Here is a 23,171-nt window from a genome sequence, read left to right on the forward strand (position 1 = left end):
ATGTATTTTCTGTATAAAAGGTATATAATGTCTTCATTGGGTTTACCTATTCATATCAAATATATATGGTATACCAGAAATCCCCATAATCCAAGGACTTTTCTTTTTAATATTATCTATATTTGCTATGTTAATTTACAAACCGTGTCGTGTATGATTAGACGAATGTTTTAAATGCACGTCTAAATGATGCATATACTGTATATTATGTATAAAGGCAAGAAAGGACTTACTTATGTTTTCTAAACTTTTTGATACTTTTTTAGTACACTATTTGGAACGATTCAACGATCATTGCTTTGTTGTAAAAGTTGGAGATAAAGAATATACAATCGGCGAAGGAGATCCAGAGTTTACAATTATTGTCAATAAAGATATCCCTAAAAAAGATATATTAGTATCCGCCGAATTGGCACTTGGTGAAGCTTACATGCGCAAAGATATAGAAATTGAAGGGGATTTATTCAAAGCTCTTTGCGTCGTATTAGGTCATGTTAACAAAGACTCTATTAACAAAAAAGTACTTAGTTCCCTCTTTAATATGGGGCTTAGAAAGAAAGATCAAAAACAGCAAGTTTCATCTCATTATGATTTAGGGAATGATTTCTATAGTTTATGGCTCGATGAAACTATGAGTTATTCTTGTGCCTATTTCAAAAAGGAAAATGACAGTCTTAAAGATGCACAATATCAAAAAGTACATCACATTCTTGATAAATTACACTTACAAGAAGGCATGACACTCCTTGATATTGGTTGCGGCTGGGGGTTCCTTCTCATTGAAGCGGCCCTAACATATGGAGTCAAAGGCTATGGCTGTACATTATCAGAAGAGCAATGGAAAAAAGGCCAAGAACGAATTAAACAGTTTGGTCTTGAGGGTCAAGTGGAAATTGATCTAATAGATTATCGCGATGTAGCCGCCTCTGGTCGTCAGTTCGATCGTATGGTAAGTGTAGGCATGTTAGAACATGTAGGTCGCCCTAATTTACCTATATACATGGAAGATGCCTCAGCTATGCTAAAAGAAGGAGGTTTATTTTTACTTCATTATATTAGTGATCCTGCAGAAAAGGAAACCAGTGCATGGATTCGTAAATACATCTTCCCTGGTGGATCCTTGCCTTCCCTAAGAGAAATCATTGGTCTTGCCTACGAATATGATATGAATGTTCTGGATGTGGAAAATTTACGCTTTCACTATTACAAAACATTGATGCATTGGTACAATAATTTCCAAGGAGTTCGTGACCAAGTAGAAAAAGTACGGGGCACTGAATTTGTACGCATGTGGGATTTATATCTATGTGGTTGTGCCGCTGGTTTCTATATTGGTAACATGGATTTGCATCAAATTCTGATGACAAAATGCATTAACAATGAACTACCATTAACACGCTGGTACTAAGTCATATATTGTAGCATTTAATACGATAGGGCTGTCACTGTATGTGTAGGATTTACTACATATGAGTGACAGCCCTTTATTGTGCAAAAAGAGCCATTCTATGGAAATAATCTATGCCAACCCTGACATCGATCGCATGACTAAATCAATATCCCTATTTTCAGTTCCTGAATAAACCTAATTGAACTTTCACACAGGTCACTTATTATTCGGAAGTTAGAGTAAAATATACTATTGCTTTTGCTTATAAAAACATAAAATAGAGGAAAGTTGATGCTTTAGATTAACTTTCCTCTATTTTATTGAGCTCTATTATGTAATAGCCCATATTAGCTAGATATAACTGTTTTAGACAACCACAGTTTCTCTATCCCCAATCCAATAGCAACACTTAAAGCAATGGCGCAGATTTCAAATATGGACGGTGTAATATATACTAATGGGCTACCTGTGAAAGCTGGCAATGCTTTCCCTGCCCAGACTTTCACAATATCTGGAATATATCCACCGAATAGGATATGTGCATTGGTTGCCACCCACCATACTGCCATGACTACGATAGCAGTAACACGAGGCCACAATGCTGTGCGCCGTGGATATAAATATAATACCATACTACCGATAGTGGTAAGCATCATGAGCACGACACCGATGTATAGGCTTGCGATTAATCCCGCAAAGCCCTGTGCATCTAAAGAGGCTTGGATGATAGGATCCTCTAGATTGAGGTACATCACATCCCCTAAAAATAGCATCGGCAATGGCAATGCATAGGTAGAAATGTTCAATACTGTATCGATAAAGTAATGACGTTCTTTTCGTGCCATCCAGCAATCTAATAGTTTCGCTGTACCGATCATAAGTGCCACCACAACTAACATCGTCAACACCCAAACTAGCATCACATAGATAGGTTCTTTTGGCAAGGTAAAAGGCAACACACCATTACCAAAGAAAAAGAATAGATTCCACCAAAGCCAAGAATATGTATAATGGCCTTTCCCTAAGTGAAAGTCAAATTGTCCCGCCAGTCTTGGCACCGCTTTCAGACCCAAAGGAATCCCCAAGGAGGCAATGACGAACATAATAATGCTAGATGTATCAAACTGCCCTAAGCTAAATATCAAGCTGAGCGGAATAATCCAGAGCATGGACCAGCTGTAAAATTTTATATAACTTCTCATATTACACCTCTGTATTCTTTCCACCTGCTAGTGCTAATACTAAAGACAAGGTCACTTGGCAATACATGATAATGGCAAATACCACATCACGACCGATAGTAGATAGATTCCATAACCAAGATAAATCTAAATTGTTAAATACCAAGAAGGTACCACCTTGTACCAATGCCCAAGCTAGTACGTATACACAAACCGGTATTCTGCGAGCCTTAGGACCAAAGCCACTTTCACTAGAACGCAAGTAAAAAATAGGAATGAATAGAGATAGCACTGCATAGCTCACCCCTGCCACCATGGCGCTCATCCCCGTATGAATCGTATAGGCTCCTAGAGGAATTAATATAAAAAATATACTCATATACATCGTGCGTTGCACTACATCTTGTATGGTTGACATATAATTTCCTTTCTACAACAAATTATCTCTTCCTATAGTATAACAAACATCGGCCATCTTATAAATACATATGCATTTCAATTTTACAAACAAAAAAGCACCCTTACGGATGCTAATTATGATATACTGATTATAAGAACTCGACGTGAGTTAGGTTCATCACCGAAAGGTGGTGATACTATGCGTTATTATGAAAAGATCCAATTAATCATTGCTTTTCTTACCTTAGTAGTTGCCGTATTACAGTTACTAAAATAATTAGTAGTTAGTAATATAACGACCCTAGCGCTGCACACGTTAGGGTCATCATATTTTGCTTGATTCTAAGATGAACCTAACGCCAAACACACATCGGGTTCTTCTTGTTGTTACAACTATAGTATACCATATTTTAGGCTCTCGTCAAAGACGAGAGCCTTTATAAATATGTTATGCTACAACTGCTTCTACTTCGATGCAGTCATCGTTTGTTGTTTTAGGTTTTTCCAATAATGGAGTCATGCTATACATACCCACACCTAGTGTGAACAAGTTGTGAATCCATGCAGTGGAGCTAGGAGGCATTACACCTAACACGCCCAATCCTACAAGACCACCATTCACTCCTACGATGGAGTTATAGTTAATTTTAATACGATCCATTAATTTCATGGAAATACGACGTAAGTCAACAATAGCAGTCAAGTTATCACTGGACACTGTGACATTGGCAATTTTTTGTGCAATTGGTGCACCTTCATTCATACCAATCCCTACATGTGCTTCAGATAACGCCAAGGAATCGTTGATACCGTCCCCTACCATCATCACTGTGTAGCCTTCTTCTTTTGCTTTACGCACGTAATCAGCTTTGTCAGTTGGCATAACTTCTGCGTGAACTTCGTCAATACCAATTTCCGCTGCAACGCGTTCTGCATTTTTACGGCTATCGCCAGTCATCATAACGATTTTCTTCACACCTAACTCATGAAGTTCGCGGATAACAGTTTTCGCTTCTTCACGCACTGGGTCTTTAATACAAATAACCGCAGATAGGACGTTAGAAATCGCTAAGTATAGATAGGAACAACCTTCTGGAAGATTTTCAAATTTAGCTTCTTCTCCAGCTGGAATTGTTGTTTTTTCATCTTCAAAAATGAAGTGATGGCTACCGATACGCACTTTGCGGTTACCCACTTTGGATGCAATGCCATGTGCCACAACATATTCTACTTTGGAATGCATTTCTTTATGTGGTAAATGATGATCTTGCGCCGCTGTCACTACTGCTTTCGCCATGGAATGAGGGAAATGCTCTTCCAAGCAAGCTGCTAATGTCAACATATCATCTGCATCATTACCATTAAAAGGAATGATTTCTTGGAATACAGGTTCTGCTTTTGTTAAGGTACCTGTTTTATCGAAAACGATCATATCTGCTTCTGCAATGCGTTCCAAGAATTTACCACCTTTAACAGTGATACCACGGTTACTTGCTTCTTGCATAGCGGATAACACTGCCAATGGAATGGACAATTTCAATGCGCAGGAGAAATCTACCATAACGAAAGATAAGGCTTTCATCAAATTGCGAGTTAAAGCAAAAGTAGCAAAAGCACCTAAGAAACTCACCGGTACCAATTTATCTGCCATACGGTATGCTTTTTGTTCCATACCAGATTTCATTTGTTCAGATTCTTCAATCAAGTTTACGATTTGTTCGAAACGAGTGTGTTTACATGTAGTGCGTACTTCAAAGGAACATTGACCTTCTTCTACAACAGTACCTGCATACACAGAAGTACCTGCATCACGACGAACTGGTTCAGGTTCCCCAGTCATGGAGCTTTCGTTCACAAGAACAACACCGTCTACAACTTGGCCGTCCAATGGCACTACTTCACCTTGACGAACTACTACGATATCGCCTACTTGTACGTCACCAATTGGTTTGCTCACTTCTACGCCATCTACTAGAACCCAAACTTTGTCTACGTTCAAAGACATGCTTTCCGCAAGGTTAAGTACGGATTTACGTAATGTCCACTCTTCCAAGATTTCGCCGATGCCTAATAAGTACATCACAGCGCCCGCTGTGGAGTAATCTTTTTGCAATAATGCGGCACCGATAGCTACGCCATCTAATACTTCTACGGTCAATTTGCGTTTCCACAATGTTTTGATCGCTGTACCGATGAACTTGATACCATCGAACCAAGACCATGCTGCTGCAATAGGTGCTGGTAACACGATTTTTTTACCGATATAAAGCAATGTTTTATCGATCATTTCTTCTTTGTAACGCTTGTTGACAAGGCGAGGTGAAAGTTCATGCAATGCTGGTGCATTGGCTAAATCCAAATCGTTAAGTCCGAATAAAGCAGCTTTCACCGCACTTTCATCACCAGTATGCTTGATGATGATGTCCCCAGAACGAGTGTAGAAGTTCGCTTTGGTAATGGCTTCACAGGCCATCAATGTATCTTCAATAAATTGAGCCTGTGCGTCATTAAACTTACGTCCCTCAATGCGTACATGAAGACGACGGGACAAGCGTTGCAACATTTTAAATTGCATCATGGATTATTTTCCTTCTGTTAATACTTCTTCGTCACGAGTTTCGTTGATTTCTTGTGCTTCAGCCAAGATGCTGTCTGTGGAAGCTTGTAATTTTTCAGTAGTTTTTAAGATGCTGTCTTTTGCACGAAGGCCAGCTGCAACTACATTAGCGTATACTTTGCGAGCATCTTTAGAAGTTAATACTTTTACACCTACTGTGCCTAAAGCTAAACCAGCTGCGAATACATTAGCATCTCTTAAAGTTTCTTTTTTTACGTTGAACATTGTTAGTTCCTTTCTGTGATCTCCGTCACATTAATACATGAAAATATATTAAAATTAATAATTATAAAGATAAGAGGGGCCCGTGTTATCGGAGTCCCTCTTACCATACTTATGGTATCGAATTAGTTACTTTTGATCTTGTTCTTCGTGACCACCACAGCCACAGCCGCATCCTGATTCGGATTCAGAAGAGGAACCACATCCTCCACCACATCCGCCGCCACAACCGCCTGCGCTTGTTGCGCTTTTATATACTCGGTATGCAACATAGAGAACAGCTAGTAAACCAATTGCGTATACAATAACACTATCCATAGTATACACTATCTCCTTCTCATTTTCAAGTACTTTTTGAAAATTATTTTGCGAACACAACAAACTGCATAATATCAATGAATTTTTGAAATAAAACTTTTCTCAATCTCAATTATATTGTTTGTTTACTATCAATATTGATTAGCCCAAACCTAAAGCACGTCCAAGATGAACTGCAATGTACGCACCCACCCAAGCTAGGATACTAGTGTAAGCAAATACGGCACCGAACCATTTCCAGGAGTCAGTTTCACGTTTTAATACAGCCATAGTCGCCAAGCATGGTAAATATAGCAAGGCGAATACCATCAAGCCTAAACCGATGGCTGGGTTGAAGTCTGGATCAGTAGACAAGAATTCTTCCAAGGATTTAGAATCTGCATCACTTGCTTCGATCGCGTAAATAGTACCTAATGTACTTACCATTACTTCTTTCGCTGCTACTGCGGCTATTACGGCAATGTTCACACGCCAGTTAAATCCAAGTGGTTCCATTACAGGTTGAATAAAACGTCCTAATTCAGCTGCATAGGATTGTTCAATTTTTTCTTTACCTTGTTGAAGATCTAATTCTTTGATTTCATCTTCTTCTGCTTTATGGTTTACATATAAAGCCCAAGCCACTGGATATAACTCTTCAGCTTTTAATTCTTCAAAGTATGCAGGTTCTTCTGCAGCTTCTTCTTGAGTTGCTTCTTCTGCTGTAGCTTCTTCCTCTTCAGCTGGCGGGTCATCTTTATGCTCTTCGTCTAAGGCAAGCATTTGACCTAAGATATCATTCGCCTCTGCTTGTTGTTCTTCTGTTACCAACATAGCATTCACTAAAATCTCATCTGCCATCTGAGCATGTGTCATTGTCACTTGTTCACGAGCTGCATCATAGTCTTGAGAGTATTCTACATCTTGTGGGAAGGATGTTAAGAACCAAATAAGGATGGATGCTGCCAAGATGAATGTACCTGCTTTTTTAAGGTACATCACGGAACGTTCCCATATATGAATGCCTACAGAACGAAGTGTTGGCATATGGTATGGAGGCATTTCCATTACGAATGGTTCTGCTTCACCTTTAAATACATACGTACGAAGTACTTTTGCAGTTACAACAGCTACGACGATACCCAATGTATAGATACCTAACAAGATCGTTGGTGCATCTTCTGGTGGGAAGAATGCTGATGCTAATAATGTATATACTGGTAAACGAGCACTACAACTCATAAATGGAGATACTAAGATCGTAATCATACGGTCTCTTGGGTTATCAAGGATACGAGCACCCATGATGGATGGTACGTTACAACCAAAGCCCAATAACATAGGGATGAAAGATTTACCATGTAAACCTACACCACGCATCACGCGGTCGATAACGAAAGCCGCACGAGCCATGTAACCAGTATCTTCTAAGAAAGAAATAGATACGAATAATAGAACGATGTGTGGGATAAAGCTAATAACAGCCCCTACACCACCGATGATACCGTCATTCAATAAAGATTTTAACAATCCATCTTCAAGATTAGCTCCGATGAAATCTGTTAATAATTTGAAAGCACTTTCCAACCATCCTTTAGGATATTCAGCTATGTTGATAACTAAGTAGAACATAACCCACATGATGCATAAGAAGATAGGAATCCCTAACCAACGATTCGTTAAGATTTTATCGATGTTGTCGGATTTGGTATCTTTATGTTCAGGCACTACTTCTAGCACGCCGTTGAATACCTCTACTGCAAAACGGTGACGGTATTCTTGGAACACGATATCCATATCAACAGATTTGTTCAATTCTGTGCGCAATGCTTCTGCTTTGCTAAGCACCACACCAGATTTGTCTAATTCTTGTACTTTTTCTAAGATATCTGTATCTTGTTCTAACAATTTGATAGCTACCCAACGATGTGGATAACGACCAGTGTCAAGTTTTGCTACTTCTGCTTCTAATTCTGCGATAGCTGGCTCTAATACTTCGCCATAGTTAACGCGAACATTAGGGATTTTGCGTTCTTTAGATACTTTCACAATGCCACGTAGTGCATCTTCTGTACCTTTATTAACACGGCCGATAGTTTCTACTACTGTGGAACCTGTTAATTCTTCTAATTTTTTATTATTGAACTGTAAACCCATTTCTTTTGCCACGTCTACCATGTTCAAAACAAGTAGCAATGGTTGTTCTAGTTCAATTAATTGTGCTGTTAAGTACAGGTTACGTTCTAGATTGGACGCATCCACTACATTGGCAATCAATTCTGGATTTTCATTGATGATAACGTTACGTGCTGCCAATTCATCGAGAGAACGTGCTGTTAAGGAGTACGTACCTGGTAAGTCGATGATTTCAATGTCATGACCATCAATTTTCGTTTCCCCAACTTTTTTCTCTACTGTAACACCTGCGTAGTTACCTACGTGTTGACGGGATCCCGTCATATTGTTAAAAATACTTGTTTTACCACAGTTAGGGTTACCCGCTAAAGCAACCTGAATCTTGGTATGTGTGTTGTCTGCCATCTTAGCAATTCTCCTTATTGGACTTCAATTTCGATCATTTGTGCTTCACTTACGCGTAGTGATAATTCGAAGTTTTTCACTTTGATTTCCACTGGGTCTGCTAATGGCGCATACTTCATAACGCGCACAGCCGTTCCTGGTACAACACCCATGTCCACCAAGCGATGCTTAATGTTGCCAAATCCATTGATAGCTACAACAGTACCAACTTCACCGGGCTTCATCTCGGATAATTTCTTAACCATAGTACACCTCCTACATACAAAACATAACAACCAAACCTATCATATATAATTATATGAGTAATACTTATATTATAGCACATTATAAAATATTATCAATAATGAATCTCGTTTTATTTTTATCGTTTTGTGAAATTATAAATCTATTTTTATCAAGTGTATTTTGTGCAAACAATCTATTTATCAAGAGTATATTAATCATGCCTTTTTATTATTCTCAATTTTTTCTTTTTAATTAATAATGATATGTAAGGTATATATTTCTCATTATCTATAACTAAAAATGATTCTATAAATACTTATAAAGAATACCTATTTGGAGCTAATACCCTTTCCTTCACAACTAAACCATCTATTCCATGGCATTACATCACTATGTGAAAGAACTTTCACAGGTCCACCTAGCTAGAAATATGATATAATAATACTATTAAGTCATTTAGAAACGGAGATACATTATGAAATCATTTCAATCCTTAGGCATCGTGCCTGAACTGATACAAGCATTACAAAAGGTGGGCGTGAAAGAACCAACGCCGATCCAAGAAAAATCGATTCCCCTCATCTTCAAAGGACAAGATGTAATCGCCAAAGCCCAAACAGGGACAGGCAAAACGCTGGCATTCTTGTTACCACTATTGCAACGCATCCACGTAGATGTGCAACAGGAGCAAGCCCTTATCATCGCCCCTACACGTGAGTTAATCCAACAAATTGCAGAGGAAGCACGTCACTTAGGCGCTATCTTAGGAGTAGACGTATTACCCCTGATTGGAGGCAGAACGATCGAAGGCCAATTGCAAAAGCTAGGTCGCCGTCCTCATGTCATCATCGGTACACCTGGCCGTTTGCTGGATCACGTCAATCGTGGTACGTTACACTTGAACTCCATCCGCCGTGTTGTGTTGGACGAAGCGGACCAAATGCTTCATATGGGATTCTTACCAGATATAGAAAAGCTTATTAGTGGCACTAACGGTAAACGTCAACTATTAATGTTCTCTGCCACCATCCCTGACAAGATTCGTAATTTAGCAAAAGCCTATATGCAAAAACCTACCTCTGTGACTGTACAAGGGGAAAATATTACCCTCGACACCATCGAGCAAAAAGTATACATGATGGAAGAACAGGACAAAGTGAATCGCCTTGTGGCGATGCTAGAAGCAGATAATCCATATCTAGCTATCGTATTCTGTAACACCAAAGAGGGAGCTATCAAACTCGCCTACGATTTAGCTCGCAAAGGTGTAGAGCTTGGTGAAATTCATGGAGATATGACACAGGGCCGTCGTACGCAAGTCTTGAAAGAATTTGCTAAAGGCAATCCCCCTATTTTAGTAGCTACAGACATTGCCGCTCGTGGTATCGATATTGAAGGTGTTAGCCACGTATACAACTTTGATGTACCGCACGACATGGATTACTACATCCATCGCATCGGCCGTACTGGTCGTGCTGGCTCCACTGGTGTTGCCGTAACCTTTGCTACGCCAGCTGAAGAAATTTGGGTACGCCGCATCGAACGATCCATCCAAGCTACTTTGACAAAATACACCAAGGATGGACAAGTAAAAACAAAAGGTTCTGGCTTAGCGCCTAAGAAGGAAACTGCTAGCAAGAAACCTAAAATTAAAAGTACCTACCAAGCGACAAAAGCAAAAGCTCACAAAGCTCGTGGTCATAAAGGTGCCAACACACGGGTACGCCGTGCAAAATCTAGTGGCTCTAGCAATCGTGGTCGAGGTAAACGATAAGTTTCTGGTATCGATAGGCAGCTCTTCTAAGAGATGTATTCGTTGCGTAACAACATATTACAAAAAAGGCTATAACTAAAGGGACGGTAACAAAATAGCCTACATAAACAATAGAGGAAAGTTGAATCTAAAGCATCAACTTTCCTCTATTTTTTATATCCTAACCAGCAAAAGGGCTCTCCTGTTATTGATACCCCCACTATGCCGAGCACCTGTACTTACTTCCGATTCGCATAAATAGCAGGTTTCCCCTCTACATCGGCACAAGTAGTTCTACAAGCTTGACCTTCGCTACATTTCCAAACTGGTTCAGGTTGTGATTCATACTGTATAAGGTATCCCTTTTTACATCGTGGGCATATGTATTCCTTATGAGTATCATCCAATACTTTTCCATCCGACAATGGTATGGGAGGCATTATCTCTTCTCTAGGTCTTTGTGGCATCGACACTGTAGCCATTGATGACGTGTTTCCCTTGGTAACTCTTGGTTCCCTTGCTCCTGATACATCTTCCTTTGGTGATAATACATTTTCCGTGTATTTGCATGTAGGGAATTTAGAACATCCATAAAACTCCCCAAACTTTCCTTTCCGTAGGAGCAACTCCCCTGTTTTACACTTTGGACAAGATCGTCCTGTTTGTTGCGCTATGGAAGGGGTCCGGTTCGGTCCCGTTCTTATGCCATCTGTCAACGACTTAGGCATAGCTATCTTAGGTGTATTTCCTACTCGTTGTTTTACATCCTCAATCAGTTGTACAACGAATTTTGTTTGGTCTTCTAAAAACACATCAATCCGTTCAGTTCCTTCGCTCATTTTTGCTAAGCGCTCTTCCCACTGTGCCGTCGCATCAGGGTACAGCAAAGAATCTGGCAATGCATCTACCAAGGTATAAGCAAACTCTGTAGGTATTAATGTTTTCTTTTTTCCTTCTTCTTTAAGGAACGGATTTTTTTTATTATGGATTAAATCTTCAATAATCGTAGCCCGTGTCGCCTCTGTGCCGATACCCGACACATCTTTTAATTGTTTTTTTAACTCTTCATCTTTTACATATTTGTGAATTTCCTTCATTGCCTGCACCAAAGTTGCAGAAGTAAAACGGCTTGGCGGCTTTGTTTTCCGTTGATCCACCTTGCTATCCTTCGCCGTTACAGCATCCCCTTTACGTACAGGGGGCAATGACTTTTCTTCATCCTCTTGATTTTCTTCTGATTCTTCCGTGGATTTTACCTTTATATATAATGCTTTCCATCCCAAATCGATAACGACACGTCCCGTTGTGGTAAACAGTTCCTCTTGGTGCGTCACTTCGATACGAGTATGCTCATATACATGCTCTGGGTAAAATTGTGCAATATAGGCTTGCGCAATGAGGAAGTAAATATTTTGCTCCCCTTTGGATAAGGTATGCAGTGGGCAACGTACGGTGGTCGGAATAATGGCATGATGGGCCGTAACCTTACTATCATTCCAGGCACGGCTTTTAATAGTAGGATTACTATCCTTTGCCCATGCAGCTAATTCCTTATGTCCCATATTGACCAAATTTGACAGGATTGCTTTTCCATCTGAAAGTTGGTTCACTGGCAAATATTCACAGTCTGAACGGGGATAGGATGTATATTTCTTCTCATATAGTTTCTGTGCGATGTCCAATACTTCCTGTGGCGTATAGTTATATAGCTTGCCCGCCACAATTTGTAGTGATGATAAGGAAAAAGGCAGACGTTGCCCTTCCTTTTTCTTTTTCTTTTCCACTAATGAAACTGTACCTTCTGGTGATTGCATCAAACGGTCACACAAGTCATTAAGAATCGTCTGATCTAGCATATGACCATCAGGGTCCAATCCTTGTTGCGTATCTTTCGGTTTCCAAGTGGCCCAAAAGGCCCCCTTTTCATGACCATATTGTACTTGCAACACGTAATATTCTACAGGCACAAAGTTTTGTAGCTCTCGTTCCCTACGCACCACCAGTGCCAAGGTTGGCGTTTTCACACGACCAATCGGAAAGGTCACTTTGTTTCCTAAATGCTGTTGCTCTAACGTATAGGCCCGAGATAAATTCATTCCCATCAACCAATCCGCACGGGATCGTGCTAAGGCAGAATCTTTTAAAGGTTGGTATTTCTTATTATCCTGCATATGCTCTAAAGCGTAACGCATAGATTTTTCGTCTAACGCATTAAGTAGAATACGCTCTACTGGTTTGGTGTTCCCCAAATAATCGAGCATTTCGTCTATCAACAATTGCCCCTCTCTATCCGGGTCACCTGCATTTACGATGGTCGTCGCTTTTTTGATTAAACCACTAATAACCTTAAACTGCTTAGCACTAGATGATTTAACTTTTAATTTCCAAGAGGTGGGCAAAATTGGCAAAGATTCAAATCTCCAAAATTTATATTTCTCATCATACTCACCTGGCTCTACTTGTTCTAGCATATGACCAAAGGCCCAAGTAATCACATCGTCACCTTGGACGATATACCCATCATGACGTTTAGCACTCTGTGGGTTCGGTAACACTTGGCTCAATTCACGCCCTACACTAGGTTTTTCCGCAATAAATAAACGCATATGCTCCCTTTTCCTATCCATTACTAGCTACTATTTATGTATTACATTATTTTATAATAAATCTTCTCTACATTAACTTTCATTATACTACGAATGAGCTAAATAATTAAACAGACCTCCATTTCTTAACTTCCATTTAGAAAAATTTTACTCCCCCATTACTCAGATCATATAATACTGATAATGTAGGAGCTCTCATTTTAAACCACAATACTTTCTAACCTCATACTTCTCTCGCTATCTTTCATACTCCTCTAAAATTTCCTATCAGTGCTACTTTTGCACGGAATTTTATAAACCTATGACTTATCTTATTCATAACCATATCTGCCGTTTTTCAACTTTCAGTATCATATCCTATACAGGGAGGGTTCAAATAGTATATAATTTTAAAGATATGAAAGTATATAACATACACATGTATTTATAGAGGTGAATTATGACATTTTTAGAAGAAGTAACTCGGCGCCGTACGTTCGCCATCATTTCTCACCCAGATGCGGGTAAAACAACATTGACGGAAAAGCTTTTGCTATACGGTGGTGCTATCCACTTGGCAGGGTCTGTTAAATCTAGAAAAACACAAAAATATGCCGTATCTGACTGGATGGAAATTGAAAAGCAACGTGGTATCTCTGTGACGAGTTCTGTATTGCAATTCGATTACGATGGTCATCGTGTGAACATCCTAGATACGCCTGGTCACCAAGACTTCTCTGAAGATACCTACCGCACCTTAATGGCAGCAGATAGCGCTGTCATGTTGATCGACGTGGCAAAAGGTGTGGAAGCGCAGACGAAAAAACTATTCGCCGTTTGTAAAGAACGTGGCATTCCTATTTTTACCTTCGTCAACAAGATTGACCATTTCGGACGCAATCCATTTGACTTGATGGAAGAAATTGAAAACTCTCTTGGCATTCGTGCGGTTCCTATGAACTGGCCTGTGGGCATCAACGGCGAGTATCAAGGGGTATATGACCGGGAAACGAATACTGTAGAATTATTTGAAAAAGACGAATCCCATGGTCAAAAAAAGCTAGCTTCCACCAAAGGCGATGTGCACGACCCAGCATTCCGTGAGCTATTAGGGGAAGAGGTGCATCAATCCTTAATCGATGACATTGAACTTCTCGACGTGGCTGGTGATGCTTTTGATTTAGACAAAGTAAAAGCTGGTGAATTAACACCTATGTTCTTCGGTTCTGCGATGACAAACTTTGGGGTTAAACCATTCCTTGAAAAATTCTTGGAGTTAGCTCCTATGCCAGCCCCACGTGTAGCCCGTGAGGAAACGGTAGAACCTACGTCTGAAGATTTCTCTGCCTTTGTCTTTAAGATCCAAGCCAACATGAATCCGAACCATCATGACCGCATTGTATTCATGCGCATTTGTTCTGGTAAGTTTGAAAAAGGCATGAATGTACTTCACCAACAATCTGGTAAAACCTTACGCTTATCTCAACCACAGCAATTCTTAGCCACAGAGCGTACTATCATTGATGAAGCCTATCCAGGGGACATCATTGGTGTCTTCGATGCAGGTACTATGGGTGTAGGTGATAGCTTATGTGCATCCAATCACAAAGTGACATTCAGTGACTTCCCTGTGTTCCCTCCAGAATTTTTTGCTCGTGTGACACCAAAAGATTCTATGAAACGGAAACAATTCTTAAAAGGTATGACTCAATTAGCGCAAGAAGGGGCTGTACAAATCTTTGAACCCCTCTACTCCATGGATTCTTTCGTAGTAGGTGCTGTAGGTATGCTTCAATTTGAAGTATTACAATATCGCTTGAAACACGAATACGGCGTTGATCTTGTGAACAACTCCTTACCATATGGCGTAGCTCGTTGGATCGATGGTGAAGTAGATGTAAACAGCTTAAAAGGTATGGACAATGCCATGATCGTAAAAGATAACCGTGGTCGTCTCGTCGTTCTTATCTCCAATGAATGGCAAATGGGTTGGGTTGTAGAGCGTAATCCAGATGTTACCTTCTTACATACCCCTAAAATAGAAGCATAAGTGCGAATACAACTAAAATCGTATTCCTATCGATGTGGTTGTTCTTATTTGTTCACCCCCATATATAGTAAACGTAAATACCGCCTAGGTGATACTATCTCGTATCATCTAGGCGGTTTTAATATGCTCTAGTATATGTTTATTTTTATTTCTTATTGCAAGTTTGCTGATATTTTTGTATCAGAAAAGTTCCTAAAATAACGGCTCCATATCTGCTAATCCTTTTAGATTCCACTCTAGTAATTTATCATGGATGCGCCACATAAAGGCATTTTCCCATGGATAATGTAATCGAACCCAAAAGTTTTGAAATGGTGTGTCATTGAAGAATACAGCTTGTCGTGGCAAATTAAATAGATTCTGTCCTGGCTCTACATTCCCTGCTTGTACTGTAAAAGCCATACGATACCCACTTTCTTCTGCTATCCTATCTATATCTTTATTGGAAAACCCACCTGGATACGCAATGTAACGAACAGGATGCTTCATACGATCTTCTAACACCGCTTTTGAGCCAATCAATTCATCACGTGCTTGGTCTAGGGACATACTTCGCAAGTCTTTATGATTCACCGTATGGCTTTGGATATCGATTCCATTAGCTTGCATTTCTTTCAACTGTTCTACATTGACAAAGCGACTTTCACCAAATGCACTAGTAATCATAAACAAGGTAGCTTTCATATTGTATTCTTTTAAAATAGGGAATGCGTACTTATAGTTATCAATATAGCCATCATCAAATGTAATGAGAACTGGTTTATCAGGTAATTCCGTTCCCTTTGTCATGTAATCATATAACTCATCCATAGTAATTGTATGATATCCCTCATCATGGAGATATTGCATTTGTTTCTTAAACTCTTCTGGGGGAACCACCAAAGAATGACGTATACCTGTATCGATTCGATGATAATTTAAAACTGGTACACCTACAGCTTTGTAATCCCAAGATCGCTGATACTGTATTCCTAAATATATACCGATGACCACAATTAGCCCTAGTATACCTAAAATAATTCGTTTCACATTAACCTCACGTGTCAGTAACTTTACTTAATACATAAAAATTAAAATAGCGATGTAAATCTATCCTTATTATAGTACCACACTTCGCTAAACTTATCAGTTATTTTTCATAAGTTTGACATATAGTAATAGAATTATTCATCATATTTCCTTTTATTATTATACTTTTTTTGCATTAATTTTATGATTTTTTTTCATTATAATATTGGTATGTATACATCATGCATTATTATCTATATGCCACTATCTACTCATTTCTCTACATTCTATAGAATTTATAGCATCATTGTTTACAATTAATCTATTTTTTATTACATTTAGAATCTATGAAAAGAGCGCATACAAAGCACTATAGTGCCAAAAATCACTATGACGAAGCCCCCTATTTCATGCTATGATAAAGGCATAAGTTTTATCTAATGTGCTTCTTATTCCAAAGGGGGTTGTACTATGAAAGGTCTTATCGACTTGAGTCTAGTCAATGGAATCTGGACATTAAAACTGTCCATGATTCAAACGGTGGCATTAGCTATTGTCACATTGTATTTAGGGGAATTTATCAAAAAACATTCTCCATTCTTACAGCGTGTGAGCATGCCTGCACCAGCCGTAGGTGGTTTACCATTTGCATTCTTATGTGCATTCTTATCCTATTATAAAATCGTAAACATTACCTTCGATGGTGCTTTACAATCATTCTTAATGCTAGCTTTCTTTACCACTATCGGTCTTATGGCAAGTCTAAACGTACTTAAAAAAGGTGGCGTCGCTATTATCTTCTTCTGGATTGTGTGTACTATCTGGATTGTCTTCCAAAATGGCGCTGGCATCTTAATTGCGAAAGCTATGGGTATTGAACCAATCTTTGGTATTATGGCTGGTTCCGTTTCTATGATGGGTGGTCTTGGTACAGCTGGTGCCTTCGGTCCTCACTTTGAAGAATTAACAGGTATCCCTGGCGTGGCTTCCGCTGCTATCGCAGCCGCTACCTTCGGTATGGTGGCTGGTACATTATTAGGTGCTCCTGTAGGTGACCGTATCATCAAAATGCACAATGTCCCTACTCCAGTAGATCATCCTGAATTATTAGAAGCTGACGGTATTGATATTAATGAATCCGATAGTGAAAGTAAATTATTCGATTTACATTCCTTGATGCATGTCATTGCTTTCGTAGGTATTTCTCTTGGTCTCGGTACACTTGTGAGTGCCCTTCTATCTTCCGTATTTGGTCCATTACCAGCTTACATCGGGGCAATGATCGTCGGTGCATGTATCCGAAATTATGCTGACTTCACTGGTCATATTACAATCAACAGTGCTGCACTAGATGCTGTTTCTAATGTTTCCTTAAGTATCTTCGTTACAATGGCAATCAACAGCTTGAAATTAGCACAATTAGTAGATTTAGCATTACCATTAATGGCAATCCTAGCTGCACAAATGGTGTTGATTACTATCTTCGCATACTTAATCTACTGGTTGTTCAAACGCAACTACGATTCCGTTATGTTAGGTGCTGGTGCTATTGGTTTCGGTCTAGGTGCTACACCAAATGCTTTAGTAAACATGTTGTCCTTGGCTTCTAAATACGGCCCATCTCCAAAAGCATGGTTAGTCGTATCCTTAGTAGGTGCCTTCCTCATCGACTTTACTAACGCATTCTTAATCACATTTATGGCAAAATTGATTTAATCAATGTTTCCATATACTACCCTAAACGAAAAAGGATTCTACAATCTCTGTTGTAGAATCCTTTTTTATATTGTACTTATGTATTCTTTTGCTCCAATTCATACCAAGCATTGCCGATAAGAGCAAATTCATCTAATGTAAATGTCTCTCCACGACGTGATCCATCAATATTAGCTTTTGCCAAAATAGCTTCGATGACTTCTTTACTCAATCCAGTGGTCTTCATCGTATTACTAAACGTTTTACGGCGTTGTGCAAAACCTGCTTTCACAGCACGGAAGAAATACGCTTCACTATGGACTTTCACAGGTGGTTCACTGCGCAATGGGCAACAAATCACGGCACTAGTCACCTCAGGAGCCGGTAAAAACGCCTTAGGTGGCACATCCATGACAATATATGGGTCTGTGTAATATTGCACCGCCACCGATAAAGCACCATACATTTTTGTACCTGGCTTAGCAATCATACGCTCTGCCACTTCTTTTTGCACCATTACCACTAATCGTTCAATAGGTAATTTAGATTCCAGTAAAGACATAATAATTGGTGTCGTAATATAGTATGGTAAATTCGCTACTACCTTGAACGGTTTATGATCCATTAATTCTGGGATATTGACTTTTAAAACATCCCCATGAATGATGCGTACATTATCGTATGCCTCTAAGGTCGTGTCTAAGACCTCTAACAAACGTCTATCTAGCTCTACAGAGGTAACATTAGCCCCACTTTGTGCCAAACCTTGCGTTAAGGTACCAATCCCAGGACCTACCTCTAACACTGCATCGCCTACTTCTAATTCCGCAGCCTGCACAATCTTATCCACCACAGTGCGCTTAATCAAAAAATTTTGCCCTAATTTTTTACTCATTTGAATGCCAAACCGTTTACATATATAATGTACAACCTCTGGACTTGCAATGACTGATTCTATCATGTATTCTCCTACTGTATTTCTTCTGAAAGTGCCTCAAAAAATGCTTCACGGCTGATACCGTAATGATTTAATCGATACAAAAACTGCTTCCCATTCCCATAGCCTATACCCAGCTTAGCACCAATACGAGCCCTCATAGCAGCACTACTAGGACCTCCACTCAAATCATGTTGTACTAAATCTTGCATCGTAAACAACTCTGAAGATTCCATAGATTCTATATGAAGCACTTCTAAGGCCTTACGGATGGATTCAGGGCTTGCCTGCTCAATCCCAATATCATCATTGGCATAGGCTTCTTCACGTGGTACAAAGGCATGCTGAGCCAAAGGGAATCGCTTCGTCAAAAAACGACGAATCCGTTCACCTGCATAATCTGGGTCCGTCAGAATAATGATACCCCTCTTTTCATAGGCATCCTTAATCCGACTGAGCACAGGCTTACGCAAATTAAACCCTTCCGTAGCAATACACTCCACCTCTAAGGCTTGTTGCACCCGTTGAATATCTGATTTTCCCTCAACCACCAAGACCTGTTTTAACATAAGCTCCTCCACAATATAGTATTCTATTATTATACCATACATCGAAACCTATGGCATGCTCTAACAAATCATACTACATCTAACAACAAATCATACATAGCCCAAAATTGCCAAATAACGCTGCTCCGAGACGAACGCAATTAGACGTAGTAATCTATGGCGTTCACTTTTAAAGTCTAAACATGCAGAAGAGCACGGCATGTTCCTGAACAAACATTACGTAGTGCCGTTTGTGAAGGAATGTGCCGTGCTCTTCTATCAATATAAAGTTAAAAACAAAACGCCATAGATACATAGACTAAGAAGAGAGGATATACACATCTACTGTGCGTCGTCCAAATTGCATGGCAGATCCATAGTCTTCTAACACTACATCAATACGATTCCCAACAATGTCTCCACCTGTATCGGCAGCAATGGCCTCACCATATCCAGGTATATATACTCGTGTTCCTAAAGGAATCACATTAGGATCTACAGCTACTACTCCATGACGAGCACGAATACCTGTGGCAGTAATACCATCTCCACCACCATCTGTTGGCAAGTATGCTGTAGCCTCCATTGTAATGACTTCTCTCACACGATCATAAGAACGTGAGACTTCTACTTCTCGAGTACCAACTTGAACCACTTTTGGTTGCATTGGAGTAATCGTTTTACGTTGTAATTCTTTTGTGTCTATCACATCGCCTTGCTTATAGTGAATTTCTTCTTCCACTTCATCAAGTCCTACTGTACCCTCTTGTAAAACTTTTTCTTCACCTTTTGGTAAAGTATCTACTCGTTCATATTGTACCACTACTGGCACTTCTACTGTTCGTGTTTCTATCTTCGTAGTTTGGAATCCATGATTCCACATAAAGCCTGAGACTGTAACAAAGACTACTAGTAACAGTGTGAGCATAAGCACTGCTTTTTGCTTTTTCTGTATTAATTGATTTGTCATCTATTACCTCCATGGTTGGCATTCTACCATAGATGGATAGATAAAGTCAAACATACGCTCCAAAAACGCCCATTAAAGCCATTTTTTAGTATATTATTTATTTAAAAATGAATTCTCTCTTCATTTTTAGTCCACTATATAAAGACATTTTATTTTGATTAATTCAGCTATTAATTATGCTCAAATATTCTCATTTTGATAATTACTGAATTATCTATAGTTTTAACATATAATAGACCCTTAACTGACACCCATCAGAAAGTATGTGTATAACTATATCCATAAGCATCATATAGCATACAATCTATGATTAGGTTGTATATATTGTATTTTTAAAATAGCCCTGTTCTATTGATAATGCAAAATTGATATGATACGCATTTTAGTAATACCCCATTCCTAAAAATCATAATTTGTCCATAGTACATTTAAAAAAATTAGCCATAAATTTCACGAATCGTGTTATTTACAGCTAATTTCATCAATTATATCTTATTTTACTGCTATCATGGACTATTTATTCACTACATTTTCACGCATATAGACATCCTTTGAGTACCTTTCATAATCTTTTAAAACATGGTATATACTTATATCTAATATGCTGCAAAGTATTTCCAGTCCTATGCCTTTACTTAGCATGATCAGTACTGTCAAATTCTAAAATTGGCTCCCACACGCCTAATGCGGCTATACCTTCTGTTGTCTCCATATCCTTAGGATTCAGAAATGAAAGTTGGGCACATACCTTATCTTCTTTAGCAATGACCTTACGATAAGAACCATCAGCTCGCATGACATGGGCTTTTTGATTATCCGCTAAGTAAACTTCTAAAATGTGTTGTAATTCTTTCTGTAAAGCCATATCTTCTACAGGAACCATTAATTCCACTCGATCATTTAAATTCCGTGGCATCCAATCAGCACTAGAAATATAATAGGGACTCTCGCTATGATTCTTAAAATATAAAATACGATGATGTTCTAAGAATCGCCCCACAATGGATCGCACAGTAATATTGTCACTAACCCCCTCAATCCCCGGTCTAAGGGTACATATACCACGAACGATGAGATCAATCTTGACCCCCTTACAAGAAGCTTCGTATAACTTAGCAATGATTTCTTTATCTAGTAAAGAGTTCATCTTTGCAATGATATGCCCGCCCTTACCTTGTTCTACAGCATGAATTTCTCCCTCAATCAAATCCATTAAAGACGATCGCAAAGTCAATGGAGCTACAATAAGATGCTGCCACTGCTGTGATTCTGCATATCCAGAGATGGTATTAAAGAATAGGGAACTATCATCTGCATAGGACTCACGACAGGTCAATAAGCCACAGTCTGTATAATATTTAGCAGTCTTCCCATTATAATTGCCTGTAGCAAAATGCATATATCGGCGTAGTACATCGCCTTCTTTACGGACCACCATAGTAATTTTGGAATGCGTCTTAAGCCCTCTTAAGCCATAAATAACATGACAGCCAGCTTTTTCTAAACGCCGTGCCATAATAATATTATTTTCTTCATCAAAGCGAGCTTTAACTTCCATCAACACGGTAACTTGTTTGCCTAGCTCTGCTGCTTTCACCAACGCTGCTACGATGGGAGAATCCCCACTGACACGATACAAGGTTTGCTTGATAGCCAGTACATCAGGGTCTACAGCTGCTCTAGCCACAAACTCTTCCACCACGGAAAAAGAATCAAATGGATGGTGCAAGAGTCTATCTTTTTCGCGGATATAATCAAAGATAGCTGAAGTCCCTCGCTCCGTTACGCAAGGAAGTTCTCGTCGTGTAAAAGCAGGATATCGCAAATGGTCGTAGCCAGGTAAATTACAAAACTCGCCAAAGGAGGCTACGTCTAAGATTCCTTCTGCTATATAAACGGCCTCTTTTTTTGCCTGCAATCCTTGCAAAACAAATTCCAATAACTGTGGATCGTAATGCTCACATACTTCCACACGTACCACTTCACCACGACGACGCCGACGAAGAGATTTTTCAATCTCCCGCAGTAAATCCGTTGCTTCTTCTTCGATGTCTAAATCCGCATCACGTGTGACACGGAAGGTGGTAAAGGAATCGATATGATGACCCACAAAGAAATCTTCACAATAATAGTTGATGACATCTTCTAACATAACGAAGTGACGATGCACATCATTCGGTACTTCAATAATTCGATTCAATACAGAGGGAATTGGCAAAATAGCCATCTTCTCTTGATCCTTATCATGGATAGGGTGAATCTTCACCACCGAGTTTAATGTTTTATTCACCAAGAATGGAAAGGGATGGCTCGCATCCACAGCTAGTGGCGTAACGACGGGAAAGATATGCGTACGAAAATATTGGTATAACCAATGTAATTCACTTTCTTTCAAATCTTTAACTTTGATAAAGTGTAAACCTTCTTTTTGTAATCGTTTTAGAATATCGTGAAAGTACATATATTGCAAGGATACTAATTTTTTTGTAGCCTCACTGATGGCTTTTAATTGTGCTTTGGCATCCATATGGGCGGCATCGTATTTAATAATGTCACTCTGCTCTTGATGACGCAGTCCAGATACGCGAATCATAAAAAATTCATCTAGGTTAGAGCTGCCAATGGTCAGAAATCGTAGTTTTTCCATGAGTGGATTACTTCTGTCGATAGATTCTTGCAAGACTCGTTGGTTGAACTTCAGCCAAGACAATTCACGATTAAAATAATACTTTGGATTATCAAAGTCTTTCATA

At 39.2% G+C, this 23,171-nt stretch carries 17 protein-coding genes; 4 read left to right on the forward strand and 13 right to left on the reverse strand.

Translation table 11 applies throughout. From position 1 onward, the window contains the following. Nucleotides 1-235: 235 nt before the first annotated feature. Nucleotides 236-1,408, forward strand: a complete 1,173-nt coding sequence (locus tag EO111_RS04765) for a class I SAM-dependent methyltransferase (protein ID WP_062403211.1) — start codon at nt 236-238, stop codon at nt 1,406-1,408. Nucleotides 1,409-1,737: 329 nt separating this feature from the next. On the opposite strand, the gene EO111_RS04770 is transcribed toward EO111_RS04765, so the two are convergent. The 7 genes from EO111_RS04770 to EO111_RS04800 form a co-directional block, all read right to left on the reverse strand. Then, a complete protein-coding gene (locus EO111_RS04770) occupies nt 1,738-2,592 on the reverse strand; it encodes a hypothetical protein (protein ID WP_164727607.1) in 855 nt (284 codons plus the stop codon). A 1-nt stretch (nt 2,593) separates the two neighbouring features. Next, nucleotides 2,594-2,989 carry a hypothetical protein gene (locus tag EO111_RS04775; RefSeq protein ID WP_127010882.1) on the reverse strand — a complete coding sequence of 132 codons (396 nt, stop codon included), beginning with the start codon at nt 2,987-2,989 and terminating at the stop codon, nt 2,594-2,596. A 429-nt stretch (nt 2,990-3,418) separates the two neighbouring features. Beyond that, nucleotides 3,419-5,548 carry a heavy metal translocating P-type ATPase gene (locus EO111_RS04780; protein ID WP_009372170.1) on the reverse strand — a complete coding sequence of 710 codons (2,130 nt, stop codon included), beginning with the start codon at nt 5,546-5,548 and terminating at the stop codon, nt 3,419-3,421. Nucleotides 5,549-5,551: 3 nt separating this feature from the next. After that, nucleotides 5,552-5,812 carry a DUF6110 family protein gene (locus EO111_RS04785; RefSeq protein WP_127010883.1) on the reverse strand — a complete coding sequence of 87 codons (261 nt, stop codon included), beginning with the start codon at nt 5,810-5,812 and terminating at the stop codon, nt 5,552-5,554. Nucleotides 5,813-5,938: 126 nt separating this feature from the next. Beyond that, the gene (locus EO111_RS04790; protein ID WP_127010884.1) at nt 5,939-6,127 is read right to left on the reverse strand and encodes a FeoB-associated Cys-rich membrane protein; all 189 of its coding nucleotides are present in this window, start codon (nt 6,125-6,127) and stop codon (nt 5,939-5,941) included. Nucleotides 6,128-6,268: 141 nt separating this feature from the next. Beyond that, complete coding sequence (feoB, locus tag EO111_RS04795; RefSeq protein WP_127010885.1) at nt 6,269-8,647, reverse strand: ferrous iron transport protein B; 2,379 nt, start codon at nt 8,645-8,647, stop codon at nt 6,269-6,271. A 14-nt stretch (nt 8,648-8,661) separates the two neighbouring features. Beyond that, entirely contained in the window at nt 8,662-8,892 is a 231-nt protein-coding gene (locus EO111_RS04800; protein ID WP_127010886.1) for a FeoA family protein, read from the reverse strand. 455 nt (nt 8,893-9,347) lie between these two features. Here EO111_RS04800 and EO111_RS04805 point away from each other — a divergent pair, with 455 nt between their 5' ends. Next, the gene (locus EO111_RS04805; RefSeq protein ID WP_127010887.1) at nt 9,348-10,646 is read left to right on the forward strand and encodes a DEAD/DEAH box helicase; all 1,299 of its coding nucleotides are present in this window, start codon (nt 9,348-9,350) and stop codon (nt 10,644-10,646) included. Nucleotides 10,647-10,864: 218 nt separating this feature from the next. Here EO111_RS04805 and EO111_RS04810 read toward each other — a convergent pair whose 3' ends face one another. Beyond that, the gene (locus EO111_RS04810) at nt 10,865-13,231 is read right to left on the reverse strand and encodes a DNA topoisomerase 3 (RefSeq protein WP_127010888.1); all 2,367 of its coding nucleotides are present in this window, start codon (nt 13,229-13,231) and stop codon (nt 10,865-10,867) included. Between the two features lie 439 nt (nt 13,232-13,670). On the opposite strand from EO111_RS04810, the gene EO111_RS04815 reads away from it, so the two are divergent. Next, nucleotides 13,671-15,260, forward strand: coding sequence for a peptide chain release factor 3 (locus EO111_RS04815; protein ID WP_062403221.1), 1,590 nt, complete (start codon nt 13,671-13,673; stop codon nt 15,258-15,260). A 192-nt stretch (nt 15,261-15,452) separates the two neighbouring features. Here EO111_RS04815 and EO111_RS04820 read toward each other — a convergent pair whose 3' ends face one another. Further along, a complete protein-coding gene (locus EO111_RS04820; protein WP_009372212.1) occupies nt 15,453-16,289 on the reverse strand; it encodes a polysaccharide deacetylase family protein in 837 nt (278 codons plus the stop codon). Nucleotides 16,290-16,739: 450 nt separating this feature from the next. Here EO111_RS04820 and EO111_RS04825 point away from each other — a divergent pair, with 450 nt between their 5' ends. Then, nucleotides 16,740-17,984 (forward strand): sodium/glutamate symporter, encoded by a 1,245-nt coding sequence (locus EO111_RS04825; RefSeq protein WP_009372238.1) that lies wholly within the window; start codon nt 16,740-16,742, stop codon nt 17,982-17,984. A 76-nt stretch (nt 17,985-18,060) separates the two neighbouring features. On the opposite strand, the gene rsmA is transcribed toward EO111_RS04825, so the two are convergent. The 4 genes from rsmA to ppk1 all read right to left on the reverse strand — a co-directional run bounded on the left by rsmA (nt 18,061) and on the right by ppk1 (nt 23,170). Next, nucleotides 18,061-18,924, reverse strand: a complete 864-nt coding sequence (gene rsmA, locus EO111_RS04830) for a 16S rRNA (adenine(1518)-N(6)/adenine(1519)-N(6))-dimethyltransferase RsmA (RefSeq protein ID WP_127010889.1) — start codon at nt 18,922-18,924, stop codon at nt 18,061-18,063. Nucleotides 18,925-18,932: 8 nt separating this feature from the next. Then, nucleotides 18,933-19,469: a ribonuclease M5 gene (rnmV, locus tag EO111_RS04835; RefSeq protein WP_127010890.1), complete on the reverse strand. Its 537-nt coding sequence runs from the start codon at nt 19,467-19,469 to the stop codon at nt 18,933-18,935. 298 nt (nt 19,470-19,767) lie between these two features. Next, nucleotides 19,768-20,418, reverse strand: coding sequence for a G5 and 3D domain-containing protein (locus tag EO111_RS04840; RefSeq protein WP_009372246.1), 651 nt, complete (start codon nt 20,416-20,418; stop codon nt 19,768-19,770). A gap of 631 nt (nt 20,419-21,049) precedes the next feature. After that, nucleotides 21,050-23,170: a polyphosphate kinase 1 gene (gene ppk1, locus EO111_RS04845; protein ID WP_127010891.1), complete on the reverse strand. Its 2,121-nt coding sequence runs from the start codon at nt 23,168-23,170 to the stop codon at nt 21,050-21,052. Between the last annotated feature and the right edge of the window lies 1 nt (nt 23,171).

Source organism: Veillonella sp. CHU594, from assembly GCF_003992265.1.
GTDB lineage: Bacteria > Bacillota > Negativicutes > Veillonellales > Veillonellaceae > F0422.

Bases quoted from the DNA above. Each gene is read 5' to 3' on its own strand.
- rnmV (WP_127010890.1), bottom strand. From the start codon at position 19,469: ATGTTAAAACAGGTCTTGGTGGTTGAGGGAAAATCAGATATTCAACGG.
- rsmA (WP_127010889.1), bottom strand. From the start codon at position 18,924: ATGATAGAATCAGTCATTGCAAGTCCAGAGGTTGTACATTATATATGT.
- feoB (WP_127010885.1), bottom strand. From the start codon at position 8,647: ATGGCAGACAACACACATACCAAGATTCAGGTTGCTTTAGCGGGTAAC.
- EO111_RS04815 (WP_062403221.1), top strand. From the start codon at position 13,671: ATGACATTTTTAGAAGAAGTAACTCGGCGCCGTACGTTCGCCATCATT.
- EO111_RS04770 (WP_164727607.1), bottom strand. From the start codon at position 2,592: ATGAGAAGTTATATAAAATTTTACAGCTGGTCCATGCTCTGGATTATT.
- EO111_RS04840 (WP_009372246.1), bottom strand. From the start codon at position 20,418: ATGACAAATCAATTAATACAGAAAAAGCAAAAAGCAGTGCTTATGCTC.
- EO111_RS04800 (WP_127010886.1), bottom strand. From the start codon at position 8,892: ATGGTTAAGAAATTATCCGAGATGAAGCCCGGTGAAGTTGGTACTGTT.
- EO111_RS04805 (WP_127010887.1), top strand. From the start codon at position 9,348: ATGAAATCATTTCAATCCTTAGGCATCGTGCCTGAACTGATACAAGCA.
- EO111_RS04825 (WP_009372238.1), top strand. From the start codon at position 16,740: ATGAAAGGTCTTATCGACTTGAGTCTAGTCAATGGAATCTGGACATTA.
- EO111_RS04810 (WP_127010888.1), bottom strand. From the start codon at position 13,231: ATGCGTTTATTTATTGCGGAAAAACCTAGTGTAGGGCGTGAATTGAGC.
- EO111_RS04785 (WP_127010883.1), bottom strand. From the start codon at position 5,812: ATGTTCAACGTAAAAAAAGAAACTTTAAGAGATGCTAATGTATTCGCA.
- EO111_RS04765 (WP_062403211.1), top strand. From the start codon at position 236: ATGTTTTCTAAACTTTTTGATACTTTTTTAGTACACTATTTGGAACGA.
- EO111_RS04775 (WP_127010882.1), bottom strand. From the start codon at position 2,989: ATGTCAACCATACAAGATGTAGTGCAACGCACGATGTATATGAGTATA.
- ppk1 (WP_127010891.1), bottom strand. From the start codon at position 23,170: ATGAAAGACTTTGATAATCCAAAGTATTATTTTAATCGTGAATTGTCT.
- EO111_RS04790 (WP_127010884.1), bottom strand. From the start codon at position 6,127: ATGGATAGTGTTATTGTATACGCAATTGGTTTACTAGCTGTTCTCTAT.
- EO111_RS04780 (WP_009372170.1), bottom strand. From the start codon at position 5,548: ATGATGCAATTTAAAATGTTGCAACGCTTGTCCCGTCGTCTTCATGTA.